The sequence below is a fragment of the Corynebacterium sphenisci DSM 44792 genome (assembly GCF_001941505.1).
GTDB lineage: Bacteria > Actinomycetota > Actinomycetes > Mycobacteriales > Mycobacteriaceae > Corynebacterium > Corynebacterium sphenisci.
The window spans coordinates 49,935-62,530 of the sequence record NZ_CP009248.1; the positions used below are offsets into that span (position 1 = coordinate 49,935).

Sequence of the window (12,596 nt, forward strand, 5' to 3'; positions counted from 1 at the left end):
GCATGACCGACCGGCCCATCGACCCCGACCTCCGCGAGCGCCTCGCCGAGCTGGTCCGCGCCCGCCGCGCGGTGCGCGCCTACCGGCCCGGCCCCCTCGACGAGGAGCTGGTGCGCGAGTACCTGGGGCTCATCCTGGAGGCGCCCAGCGCCTTCAACCTGCAGGACCCGGGCATCATCCGGATCCGGGACCCGCGGGTGCGCGCCCGGGTGCTCGCCGCCGCCGGCGGGCAGCGCCAGGTCGCCGAGGCCCCGCTGCTGCTGGCCTTCCTCGCCGACCCGGCCGGCTGGCGGCGCACCCTGCCGGAGGTCACCGAACGCAACCTCGCCTCCGGGTACTGGGATCCCGCGACCGCCGCCGAACGCGGGGAGCGGATCCGGGCCTTCCAGCGGGTGCGCGCCGAGGCGGGCCTGGCCCGGGAGTTCGCGCTGCGCAACGCCATGATCGCGGCGACCTACGGGATCCTGCTGGCGCCGGCCTTCGGCTGGGCCAGCTCCCCGATGACCGGTTTCGACGACGCCGCCCTGAAGGAGGCGCTCGGCGCCCCCGCGGAGGCCACGGTGGCGCTGCTGCTCGCCGTGGGCGAACCCGCCGAGGACCCGCCGCATCCGGGCCGGCTGCCGCTGGCGCACCGGGTGCACCTGGACCGCTGGGGCGGCGCCGGCGACTGAGCCCCCGTCCGGGGCGCTCAGCCCAGGGACAGCGCCAGGTCCACCGCCTGCCGGATCGCGCGCTTGGCGTCGAGTTCGGCGGCCACGTCCGCGCCGCCGATCACGTCCACCGGGATCCCGGCGGCCTCCGCCGCGGCCGCCGCGTCCACCCCGCCCAGGGCGGCGAGCTCGGAGACCTGCCCGGTGCACAGCACCACCGAATCGACCGCCAGCACCCGGTCCGCGCCGTCGACGGTGATGTGCACCCCGGCGTCGTCGATCCGGCGGTAGGCCACCCCGGTATGCTGCACCACCCCGGCGGCGCGCAGCTCCGCCCGGTGCACCCAGCCGGTGGTCTTGCCCAGCCCGGCGCCGATCCGGGTGCTCTTGCGCTGCAGCAGGTGCACCTCCCGGTCGATGGTGTCGGGCAGCTCCGCATGCGGCGCCCGCTCCACCAGCCCGGCCCGGGCGGCGGCCGGATCGCCCACCCCCCAGGCCCGCCGCCATACGGCCACGTCCCGATCCGGGCGGCGGGTGAGGAACTGGGCCACGTCCACCCCGATCCCGCCGGCGCCGAGCACCGCCACCCGGCGGCCGACCTCCCGAGCCCCGGAGAGCAGCTCGTCGTAGCGCATCACCATCGGATGGTGCACGCCCTCGATCTCCGGCACCCGGGGGCGCACCCCGGTGGCCACCACCACCCGGTCGAAACCCGCCGCGGCGAGCTCCGCCACCCCCGCCCGGCGGCCCAGGTGCACCGGCACCCCCAGCGCCGCGAGCCGCCGGTCGAAGTAGCGCAGCGTCTGCGCGTACTCCTCCTTGCCCGGGATCCGGGCGGCCAGCCGGAACTGCCCGCCGATCGCCTCGGCGGCCTCGAAGACCTCCACCGCATGGCCCCGCCCGGCGGCGGCCTCGGCGAAGGCCAGGCCGGCCACCCCGGCGCCGAGCACCGCCACCCGGGCGGGCGCGGCCGCGCGCGGCGGGGTCGCCGCCAGCGCCAGCTCCCGGCCGGCCAGCGGGTTGACCAGGCAGGAGGCGCGCTTGTTGGCGAAGACGTGATCCAGGCAGGCCTGGTTGCAGGCGATGCAGGTGTTGATCTGCCCGGTGCGGCCGGCCACCGTCTTCGCCATCAGATCCGGGTCCGCCAGCAGCGGCCGGGCCATGGAGATCAGATCCGCGTCCCCGCGGGCCAGGATCGCCTCCGCCACATCCGGGTCGTTGATCCGGTTCGAGGCGCACACCGTCACCCCCGCCTCCCGGCGCAGCCGGCCGGAGAGATCCGCGAAGGCCGCCCGCGGCACCGAGGTGACGATGGTCGGCACCCGCGCCTCATGCCAGCCGATCCCGGTGTTGAACACGTCCACCCCGGCCTCGGCCAGCCGCCCGGTGAGCTCCAGGATCTCCGCCCAGTCCTGCCCGCCCTCGACCAGGTCGAGCAGCGAGATCCGGTACTGGATGAGGAACCCCGGCCCGGTGGCGGCCCGGATCCGGCGCACCACCTCCACCGGCATCCGCATCCGGGCCCGCGCGGAGCCGCCCCAGGCGTCGGTGCGCCGGTTCACCCGCTCGGCGAGGAACTGGTTGAGCAGGTAGCCCTCGGAGCCCATCACCTCCACCCCGTCGTAGCCGGCGCGCTGCGCCAGCCGGGCGGCGCGCACGTAGTGGCCGATGGTGCGCTCCACCCCCCGGGCGGACAGCGCCCGGGCCCGGAAGGGGGTGATCGGGGAGCGGGAGGCGCTCGGCGCCCGGGACAGCGGATGGTAGCCGTAGCGCCCGGCGTGCAGCAGCTGCAGCACGATGTGGGCGCCCTCGTCATGCACCGCGGCGGTGACCCGGCGGTGCCCGCGGGCGGTGCGCCGGCGGGCCATGGTGGAGCCCACCGGGGTCAGCCGGCCCGCCAGATCCGGGGAGTAGCCGCCGGTGACCAGCAGCGCGGCGCCGCCGGCGGCGCGCCGGGCGAGGTAGGCGGCGAAGGCGTCCAGATCCCGGTGCCGATCCTCCAGGCCGACGTGCATGGAGCCCATCACCAGGCGGTTGCGCAGGGTGAGCGGGCCCAGATCGAGGGGCGAGGTGAACAGGCGGTGGCCGGCGGCGGCGGGATCCGCGCCGACGGGCTGGTCGGGCTGAACCATGATCCGATCCTGCCACGATCGGCGCCCGCGGCCGGGGCGGCGCACCCCCGCCGGCGGGCCCGGGCCGGCCGCGGCCGGCGGCCGCCGCGCGGCGTATCCTGGGCCTGTTGTCCGCGCGGCCCCGCCACGGGCGCGCCCCCTTCGAGCAGGCGAGGAGACCGGATGAGCGCACGGGGGATCCGGCGGGTGACCGCCGCGGTGCCGGGGGTCTACGGCCGGCTGCTGGCCGGGTACGCGGTGGTGGCGCTGGCCTTCTCCGCGGTGCCCGGGCTGCATGATCCGCTGCTGCGGCTGCGGGTGCTGCTGGACGTGGTGCTGCTGCCGCTGCCGGAGACCTCGGTGGCCTGGGCGGCGGCGCTGCTGCTGCTCGCCGGCGGGGTGCTCGCCCGCAAGCGGGTGGCCTGGGCCGTCGCGGTGGCGCTCACCGGGGCGGTGGCGGGGGCGAACCTGCTGGTGCTCGCCGGGATGGCCCGCGCCGGGGCCCCGGAGCTGGTCTGGTACCGGCTGGCCGCGGTGCTGCAGGCGGCGATCCTGGTGCTGCTGCTCGCCGCGCACCGGGAGTTCCCGGCCCGGGTGCGCCCCGGCGCCTTCGGCCGCGCCGCCGCGGCCTACCTGGCCGTCGCCGCGGTCGGGGTGGCCGCCGGCCGGGCGCTGGTGGGCCTGTTCCCGGGCCCGCCGGGCGCGGCGCTGCCGGCGGAGGACCGGCTGCCCTGGGTCCTGGACAAGGTGGTGGGCCTGGCCCTGGTGCCGCACGAGGCCTTCGCCGGCCGGCCGCCGGCCTGGCTGGCGGCGCTGCTCGGCGTGATCGGGGCGGCGGCGATCCTGGCGGCCACGATCGCCCTGCTGCGCTCCCAGGCCGGCCGCAATGCGCTCACCGCCCGCGACGAGACCGCGATCCGGGCGCTGCTGCACCGCTGGGGCGACCGGGATTCGCTGGGCTACTTCGCCACCCGCCGGGACCGCTCCGTGGCCTACGCCCCCTCCGGGCTGGCCGCGGTGTCCTACCGGGTGGAGCTGGGCGTCGCCCTGGCCGCCGGGGACCCGGTGGGCGACCCGGCGCACTGGGACACGGCGATCGGCGCCTTCCTCGCCGAGGCGGCCCGCTACGGCTGGGCGCCGGCGGTGGTGGGCGCCTCCGCCGAGGGCGCTCGGGCCTGGCGGGGCCGCGGCATGGCGGAGCTGCATCTCGGCGATGAGGCGGTCCTGGACTGCGCCGATCTGCACCTGCGCGGACCGGAGCGGCGCACCCTGCGGCAGGCGGTGCGCCGCGCCCGGCGGGCCGGGGTGGCGGTGCGCATCCGCCGGCAGGCGGAGATCCCCGCCGCAGAGCTCGCGGCCATCGCCGCCGATGCCGGGGCCTGGCGCGGCGATGCCGCGGAGCGGGGCTTCTCCATGGCCCTGGGCCGGGTCGGCGACCCGGCGGACGGGGCGGCGATCGTGGTGGAGGCCCACCATGCCGGGCGCCGGGTGGCGGTGCTGGGCTTCTCCCCCTGGGGCCGCACCGGGGCGAGCCTGGACCTGATGCGGCGGGCCCCCGCGGCCCCGGGCGGCACCGTGGAGCTGATGGTGACCACCCTGTGCCGGGAGGGCGCGGACCTGGGCATCCGCCGGATCTCGCTGAACTTCGCGGTCGCCCGGGCGGTGTTCGCCTCGGAGGGCCGGCTGGGGGTGGGCCCGCTGCTGCGCGCCTGGCGGGGGGTGCTCGTCTTCGCCTCCCGGTTCTGGCAGCTGGAGTCGCTGTACCGCTCCAACGCCCGCTACGGGCCGCGCTGGGTGCCCCGCTACCTGTGCTTCGCCTCCCCGCGCACCCTGCCCCGGGTGGCGGCGGCCACCGCGATGGCCGAGGGCTTCCTGCCCCGCGGCCGCGCCGCCCGCGGCTTCTCCGGGGCCGCCGACGACAGCCCCGGGGCGCTGGCCGCCTACGCCGCCGCCCCCGGGCTGCTCGCCGGGGAGCCCGCCCCGGCGCCGCGGCGGGTGCCGGCCGACGTCGCCGCCCGGATGTCCGCCGCGGCGCGGATCCGGGCCGCCGGGGGAGACCCCTGGCCGGTCGGGACGCCCCCGGGGGAGGGCTGCGCGGAGCTCGCCGGCGCCGCGCCCGGGGCGCGGCTCACCCTCGCCGGCCGGGTGCTCGCCCGCCGCGACCACGGCGGGGTGGTCTTCCTCGAGCTGCGGGACTTCACCGGCGGGGCCCAGGTGATCGTGGAGCGCCGCCGGCCGGCCGCGCATGCCGCGGTCGCCGGGATCGCCCGCGGCGATCTGGTGCAGGTGACCGGGGTGCGCGGGGACTCGCGCACCGGACGGGCCTCGCTGCTCGCCGATGAACTGCGGCTCACCGCGAAATGCCTGCGCCCCCCGCAGCGCGGGCCCGCCCCGCGCCGGGCCGGCCGGGTGGTCGACCTGGCCCTGCGGGACCGGCCCCGGGAGCTGCTCCGGGCCCGGGCGGCGACGCTGCGCGCGCTGCGCGAGGAGCTGCACGCCCGCGGCTACCTGGAGGCGGAGACCCCGATCCTGCAGCGGGTGCACGGCGGGGCCGCCGCCCGGCCCTTCCGCACCCACATGAACGCCCTGGACCTGGAGCTCAGCCTGCGGATCGCCCCCGAACTGGCCCTGAAGCGGCTGCTCGCCGGGGGCGTGGACCGGGTCTACGAACTCGGCCGGGTGTTCCGCAACGAGGGCGCCGACGCCACGCACAACCCCGAGTTCACCGCCCTGGAGGCCTACTGCGCGCACGGCGACCAGGCGGTGATGCGGGAGCTGGCGGAGGCGCTCATCCGGGCCGCCGCGGTGGCGGTGCGCGGTTCGGCGACGGTGCCCGCCCCGGACGGGGGCGCGCTGGACATCTCCGGGCCCTGGCCGGTGCGCGACGTGCACGCCGCGGTGACCGCGGCGGTGCGCGCCGCCGGGGTCGCCGCCCCGGAGCTCACCCCGGCCACCGATGCCGCCACGCTGCGCCGGATCCTGGCCCGGCTGGGCCTGCCCGCGCGGGCGGACGCCGACGCCGGGACGCTGGTGCTGGCGCTCTACGAGGAGCTGGTGGAGCCCACCACCGTGGAGCCCACCTTCTACCTGGGCTTCCCGGAGTCGGTGTGCCCGCTGACCCGGGCGGACCGGGCACGGCCCGGGGTGGCCGAGCGCTGGGACCTGGTGGCCTTCGGCATGGAGCTGGGCACCGCCTACACCGAGCTCACCGACCCCCTGGAGCAGCGGGCCCGCCTGGAGGCGCAGTCCCTGCTCGCCGCCGGCGGGGACCCGGAGGCGATGGAGGTCGACGAGGAGTTCCTCGCCGCCCTCGAGTTCGGGATGCCCCCGGCCGGCGGGCTGGGCCTGGGCGTGGACCGGCTGGTGATGCTGCTCACCGGGGCGGACATGCGCGAGGCGGTCACCTTCCCGCTGACCCGCGGCGGATCCGCCCGCGGGGCTAGTGTCGTCGGGTGAACCGGCCCCGGAGGTACCCGATGCAGCCCGAGCATCCGCGCACCCGCCGCCCCCTGGCGGCGCTGGTGGCCATCGCGACGGCGCTCACCCTCGCCATCGGCGCCGGCTGGTGGGTCGGGGAGGGCCCCGGGGCGGGGCCGGCCGCGCCCGCGCCGGACCCGGCGCGGCGCGCGGCGGGCTTCGCCGCCTACGGGCGCGCCCCCGCGGATTTCGGGCGGCTGCCGGAGCCGGATTTGCGGCTGCCCTACGCCGGGGCGGACCCCCGCCAGTTCGGGGACCTGTACCTGCCCCGGCCCAGGGATCCGGCGCTGCCGGTGCCGGTGGTGGTGCTCATCCACGGCGGCGGCTGGACCCAGCGCTCCACCCTGCGCGGCACCGCCCCGATGGCCGCGGACCTGGTGCGCGCCGGGGTGGCGGTGTGGAACGTGGAGTACCGGGGCACCGGGCGACCCGCCCCGGAACCGGCGGATCCGGCCGCCCCGCCGGCGGAGCCGGCCGGCCCCGGCGGCTGGCCGCGCACCTACGAGGACGTCGCCGCCGCGGTGGATTTCCTGCCCCGGCTGGCCGGGCGCTCCCCGGTGGCGCTGGATCTCTCCCGGGTGGTGGTCGCCGGGGTCAGCGCCGGCGGCAACCTCACCGCCTGGCTGGCCTCCCGGCCGGTGCTGCCCGCCGGCGCGCCCGGCGCCGGCCCGGGCTTCCGGCCCGCCGCCTTCGTGCCGATGGCCGGGGTGTTCGATCTCGCCCTGGCGCATGGCCGCGACGACCGCTTCGTCCGGGGCCTGCTCGGCGGTACCCCCGAGCAGCGCCCGGAGCGCTACCGGCTGGCCTCCCCGGCGCGCAACGTGGACCCGGGGATGCGGATCACGGTGCTGCACGGCCGCAACGACGACGTCGTCGACGTCGCCGAGGCGGAGGTCTACGCCGACCGGATCGGGGCGGTGGGCGGGCGGGTGGATCTGCGCATCCTCGACGACGCCGACCACGCTTCCTGGGGCCGGCTGGACGGGCCGCAGTGGGCGCAGGCCCGGGAGGCCATCCTCGGCCACGCCCGGGGTTGACCGGCCGCGGCGCCCGGCCCCGCCCGACCGTGGGGCGTTATCGTGGGCGGCGAAGGACGGCAGGCGAATCCGAAGGGAGCGGGCAGATGACGGCGCGACGGGGACTGGCGGTGGTGACGGGGGCCTCCTCCGGGATCGGGGAGGCCTGCGCCCGGGGGCTGGCGGAGGCCGGCTACGAGGTGCTGGCCTGCGCCCGCCGGGAGGATCGGCTGACCGCGGTGGTCGAGGGGATCCGCGCCGCCGGCGGGTCCGCGCAGGTGCAGCACCTCGACGTCACCAGCGCCGATGACGTCGCCGCGCTGGTCGAGCGGATCGGCGACCGGGGGGTGGATGTGCTGGTCAACAACGCCGGCGGGGCCTGGGGCCTGGAGAGCGTCGCCGAGGCGGTGGAGGAGAAGTGGCGCTGGATGTACGAGGTCAACGTGCTGGGCACCCTGCGGGTGACCCGGGCGCTGCTGGACGGGCTCACCCGCGCCCGCGGGGCCGTGATCACCATCGGCTCGGTGGCCGGCCGGTACAACTACGTCGGCGGGGCCGGCTACAACGCCGCCAAGCACGGGGAGCGCTCCCTCACCGAGGTGCTGCGCAAGGAGATCGCCGAGCGCGGCGTCCGGGTCACCGAGGTCGACCCGGGCCGGGTGCGCACCGACTTCTCCCTGGTCCGCTTCGACGGCGACGCCGAGCGCGCCGAGGCCGTCTACGAGGGCAAGGAGAACCTCACCGCCGGCGACGTCGCCGAGATCGTGGTCTTCGCCGCCACCCGGCCCGCCCACGTCAACATCGACTTCGTGCAGGTCACCCCGATCGACCAGACCTCCGTGTAGCCGGCGCCGCGCACCGGCCGGGCCTGGCCGGCGGCGCCCGCGCCGGGCACCATGGGGGCATGACCGCACCCACCGCAGCCCCCCGCCCCGACCACCCGGAGCGCCCCGCCGACCGGCCCATCGCCCTGGTCACCGGGGCCTCCCGGGGGATCGGCGCCGCCATCGCCCGCGACCTGGGCCGCGACCACCACGTGATCGTGGGCGCCACCGGCGCCGCGGCCGCGGCGGCCATCGCCGCGGAACTGCCCAGCGCGGAGACCCTGGTCGCCGATCTCACCGACGACGCCGCCCTCGCCGCGGCGGTGGCCGCCCTCGACCTGGACCGCCTCGACGTGCTGGTGCACAACGCCGGCATCGTCGACGAGGGCCCCGTCGCCGAGGTCACCCGGGACCGGTGGCGGCGGATCTTCGAGGTCAACGTCTTCGCCGTCGCCGAACTCACCCGGCTGCTGCTGCCCGCCCTGCGCGCCGCCGGCGGCACCGTGGTGATGATCAACTCCGGCTCCGGGTACCGCTCCGGGGTGGCCCAGGGCCCCTACTCGGGCACCAAGTTCGCGCTGCGCGCGCTGACCATGGCCCTGCGCGAGGAGGAGCGCGGCCGGGTGCGGGTCTCCTCCGTGCACCCCGGCAAGGTGGACACCGACATGCAGCGGGAGATCCAGGCCGGCCGCGGCAACGGCCCGGACACCTACGACGGCGCCGTCTACGTCCGCCCCGAGTCCATCGCCGCCGCGGTGCGCCTCGCCGTGGACGCCACCGCCGAGGCGATGGTGGAGGAGGTCACGGTGCGGCCGGTGGTGCCCTGAGCGGAGGCGGCCCCCTGCGGGAAACGGGGGCATCCGTTCGGCCCCGAGAAAGTGGGGTCACCACCACGGTGGGCTCCGGGTCTTCCGGCCCGATATCCGCACCAGGGTTCGAAAACGAATGTAGATTGGGGTGTGCCGGAGCATAGTCTCAGGTCAAGAAGCGTCGTCCCCGCGCGAGCGGGGTTGTTCCCCCGGCGTCGAGATCGGCGAAGGCCCGGGCCCGGTCGTCCCCGCGCGAGCGGGGCTGTTCCGGCGGAGGTGAGCATCCCCGTGGCCTTCGCGGTGTCGTCCCCGTGCGAGCGGGGCTGTTCCCTTGGTCGGGGCCTTCGAGGACGCCATCGACGTGTCTTCCCCGCGCGAGCGGGGCTGTACCGTGGCGATCGCCGCAGCCCTCCTCCACCGGTGATCGCCCCGCCCCGATCGCGCCGGTGGGCGGAACGGAGGAGCAGTCCGCGGCGCGGCGTTCCACGCCAGCCCGGTCGCCCCAGGCCGAATACACCGGGGGCCGGGTGGCGATGCGGGGCGGGCACCGCACCACGACAGCAGAGCCGCCGAGGAGCCGCCATGAGCACGTCAATCCCGGGCCACCCGCGCGCATGCGATCCGCGAAACGGAGGAATATCCGTACGGGCCATCCTCGATGAGGGTGGGCGCTCGGCCGGGTCGGCCCAGCACCACGTGAAGAGATGACCGAGAAGGTGCGGGCGGAGGGACCGTGATCGCGAAGATCCTCAGATTCACCCTTGTCGGCATCGTCGGCGCCATCGCCGATTACGGATCCCGGCACCTCCTGATTGGCTATGGAGTGGATCCGTCCATCTCGCGGGCGATGAGCTATGTCCTGGGCAGTACGGTCGCCTACTACCTGAACAGCTTCGTCACCTTCAGCGGAAGCCGGAGGGGGCCCGAAAAAGCCAGGGCGGCCGCGTCGTACCTCGCCTGCTTCGCGTCCGCGGTGTGCGTCGACTACGCGGTGCGGAGGGCGCTGCCGGGGTACGCCCATGTGCTCACCGTCTCCTGGGTCGTGTCCCAGGCCGTGGCGACCATGCTGAATTTCACGCTGCAGAACTGGTGGGTTTTCCGACCGGTTCCCGGGGAGCGGACCACCGCCGGCGAGAGGTAGTCGGCATAAGGATGCGGCACCACCCCGCGCAACCATCGCCGGGCCGCGGGATCGGCCCGCCCCCGCCTCGACTCCTCCGTCAGCGGGGCCGTTTCCCCGTACCGGATCACCGGGCCCCGGCCCGCGTGCTCCCCGCGCGAACGGGGATGATCCCCGCGACGGGGCCATGGGCTCCCGCCGGAATCTGCCATCCCCGGGACGCGGGGCTTCCCCCTCCCCGGTCGCCCCGGGGCTAACGTTCGAAGAGCTCGGCGATGTCCCGCCAGGTGGGCCGGCCGCGCCGGGACCACACCCGGGCCGCATCCGAGGACAGCGCCAGCAGCGCCACCAGGCTCACCGCGGTGATCAGCAGGTGCACGGTGAGGGTGCCGGCGTCCGGCATGGTCCCGTCGAGCAGCTTGAACCCGAGCAGCACGGTGAGCAGGCCCATCAGCAGCACCCGGGGCCACTGGTAGCCGACGTAGGCGAGCACCATCAGCGCCGCGGTGATGACCAGCCCGGCGCCGATGGCCCACATCGCGGCGCCGATGAGCTCCTCCGGGACCCGCCCGGAGGCGGTGCCGGTGACCGCCGCCGGGGTGGGGTCGCCGCGCAGGATCGCCCGGACCAGCGCCCACACCTGGGCGACCAGGGAGATCACCAGCATCGCCAGGGCCAGCTTCACCGTCCACGGCCGACGCACCGTGGCCCCGGCGATGGTCACCTCCGACTCGTCCGGCGGGGCGCCCGGGTCGGGTTCGGCGGAGGGCCCGTCGGGGATGTCGTAGCCGCGGGCGGCGCGCACCACCTGGTGCGGGCTGGCGTCCTCGCCGGCGGCGACGGGTTCGGCGTCGATGCCGGTGACGTCGATGACCGGCAGGTCGCCGTCGGTGCGTACCCGGTCGCCGCCGCCGTTGCGGTGGTGGTAGCCGGTGGAGAAGTCCTCGATCACGTCCACCGGGATCTCCGCGGGGCCCTCCCGGAGGGTGTCGATGATGTGGTCGCGCTCCACGTCGATGTCCGCGTCGATGCGGTGCGTGATCTGCAGGGTGAACAGGCTCAGCCCCACCGCGGTGTCGAAGGAGCCGGCGCCGAGCCAGCCGACCCGGCGGCCGCCGGGCAGCGGCCAGTCGTCGGGGCAGCGCCAGAAGCGCACGTGGTGCCGCTGCAGCGGGTTGCCGTCGACCTCCTGCTGGTAGGCCAGGTCCTGGGTGCGGCCGAAGAGCAGCAGCGGGGACACCGGGGCGGTGGGGTAGGAGCGGCGCAGCACCGTGGCCACCACGATCCGCCAGGAGCTGCGCAGGTCCACGTCATCGGCGAGGTGCCAGCCGGCGGCGGTCATCGCGGCGTGGATCTGGGCGGCGGTGCCGTCCACGGCGAGGTTCACCGGGTCGCCGAGCATGCCCTCCGAGGTGCGGGTCCGGCCGAAGAAGTAGTCGGGCACGTAGATGCTGGTGAGGATGCGGTGCAGCCGGGGCAGGGTGAGGTAGGCGGTGACCGCCCAGAAGGGGATGAGCAGCAGCAGCGCCCACCCGGAGACGAAGGAGCCGGCGAAGAGCAGCACCGCGAACCAGGCGGATTCGATGCCGGCGAGGATGAAGAAGGCCATGTCGATGCGCGCCCCGCGGCGCAGCCCGCGCACCTGGGTGTCGAAGACCCGCTCGGTGCCCCGGTCGGTGCTCTGCGTCATGGCCCCGAGCCTAGTTCAGGCCCCGAACGCGCCCGGCCCCGCCGCCCGGGCGGGCGGCGGGGCCGGGGCGGGCTCAGGACAGCAGCGTCAGGTCCCAGTGCGCCATTGCGGGTTCGACGAGCATGGCGGCGGCCCGGGTGGCGTCATGGGGCTGCTGGTAGGAGGTGACGGCGATGGCGTACATGCCGCCGTCGGCGAGGGCGACGACCATGCCGCCGGAGTCGCCGTGGTCGGTGATGGCCTCGTAGTGCACGATCCCGGACTCGTCGACGCCGAGGTAGTCGCCGCAGGACAGCCCGGTGCGGTAGCCCAGCCGGCAGATGGTGGGCCGGGTCCGCTCCAGCCAGTCCGCGCCGGCCCAGCCCAGCAGGGGCTCCTCGACGGGCGGGGTGGCCTCGGCGGGGGCGGTCCCGGTGAGCTCGATCAGGCCGATGTCGACCCCGCCGACGCGCTCGTAGGCCGATTCCACCATCTGCCCCGCCCAGGCGGCGGCACCACGGGCGTCGTCCACGGCGAAGCGGTCGCCGACGTCGCCGCAGTGCCCGGCGGTGAGGATGAACCGGCGGGATCCGTGGCCGACGAGGAACCCGGTGGAGCAGGCGCCGTCGCCGTCGACGTTGATGATCCGGCCGCCGGGGATGACCTGGCCGGGGTGCTCCAGCCAGGCCCATTCCTCGGAGGAGTGGTAGACGGGGGCGGCGCCGGCCGGGGCGGGGGCGAGCCCCAGCAGCGCGCCCAGGGTGAGCAGCAGGGCCGTGGCGGCGGCGGTGAGGCGCCCGCGCGGGGCGGCGGTGGCGGTGGCGGTGGTGCGGTGCATCGGGGGCTCCCTCGGGTCGGGGTCGGCGGTCCGGTCACCGCTTCGACGCGCGGCGGCCGCCGATGTTCCCGGCCCCGCCCCG

9 protein-coding genes are annotated in these 12,596 nt (G+C 76.7%); 6 read left to right on the top strand and 3 right to left on the bottom strand.

The annotated features are described in order from the left end of the window. Positions 1-2: 2 nt before the first annotated feature. Positions 3-671 carry a nitroreductase family protein gene (locus CSPHI_RS00240; RefSeq protein ID WP_075690977.1) on the top strand — a complete coding sequence of 223 codons (669 nt, stop codon included), beginning with the start codon at positions 3-5 and terminating at the stop codon, positions 669-671. A gap of 17 nt (positions 672-688) precedes the next feature. On the opposite strand, the gene CSPHI_RS00245 is transcribed toward CSPHI_RS00240, so the two are convergent. Then, positions 689-2,782, bottom strand: a complete 2,094-nt coding sequence (locus CSPHI_RS00245; RefSeq protein WP_075690978.1) for an oxidoreductase — start codon at positions 2,780-2,782, stop codon at positions 689-691. Positions 2,783-2,944: 162 nt separating this feature from the next. On the opposite strand from CSPHI_RS00245, the gene lysX reads away from it, so the two are divergent. From lysX to CSPHI_RS00270, 5 genes are all read left to right on the top strand, one after another. Next, a complete protein-coding gene (lysX, locus tag CSPHI_RS00250) occupies positions 2,945-6,217 on the top strand; it encodes a bifunctional lysylphosphatidylglycerol synthetase/lysine--tRNA ligase LysX (RefSeq protein WP_084210145.1) in 3,273 nt (1,090 codons plus the stop codon). A 20-nt stretch (positions 6,218-6,237) separates the two neighbouring features. Beyond that, positions 6,238-7,275, top strand: coding sequence for an alpha/beta hydrolase family protein (locus CSPHI_RS00255; RefSeq protein WP_075690979.1), 1,038 nt, complete (start codon positions 6,238-6,240; stop codon positions 7,273-7,275). A gap of 86 nt (positions 7,276-7,361) precedes the next feature. Continuing rightward, positions 7,362-8,099, top strand: coding sequence for an SDR family oxidoreductase (locus CSPHI_RS00260; RefSeq protein WP_075690980.1), 738 nt, complete (start codon positions 7,362-7,364; stop codon positions 8,097-8,099). A 59-nt stretch (positions 8,100-8,158) separates the two neighbouring features. Beyond that, complete coding sequence (locus tag CSPHI_RS00265) at positions 8,159-8,905, top strand: SDR family oxidoreductase (protein WP_075690981.1); 747 nt, start codon at positions 8,159-8,161, stop codon at positions 8,903-8,905. Positions 8,906-9,620: 715 nt separating this feature from the next. Then, positions 9,621-10,028 (top strand): GtrA family protein, encoded by a 408-nt coding sequence (locus CSPHI_RS00270; RefSeq protein ID WP_075690982.1) that lies wholly within the window; start codon positions 9,621-9,623, stop codon positions 10,026-10,028. Positions 10,029-10,260: 232 nt separating this feature from the next. Here CSPHI_RS00270 and CSPHI_RS00275 read toward each other — a convergent pair whose 3' ends face one another. Both CSPHI_RS00275 and CSPHI_RS00280 read right to left on the bottom strand, forming a co-directional pair. Continuing rightward, on the bottom strand, positions 10,261-11,697 hold the full coding sequence (locus tag CSPHI_RS00275; protein ID WP_084210146.1) for an LssY C-terminal domain-containing protein: 1,437 nt from the start codon (positions 11,695-11,697) through the stop codon (positions 10,261-10,263). A 73-nt stretch (positions 11,698-11,770) separates the two neighbouring features. Continuing rightward, positions 11,771-12,514 (bottom strand): chymotrypsin family serine protease, encoded by a 744-nt coding sequence (locus tag CSPHI_RS00280; RefSeq protein WP_075690983.1) that lies wholly within the window; start codon positions 12,512-12,514, stop codon positions 11,771-11,773. Between the last annotated feature and the right edge of the window lie 82 nt (positions 12,515-12,596).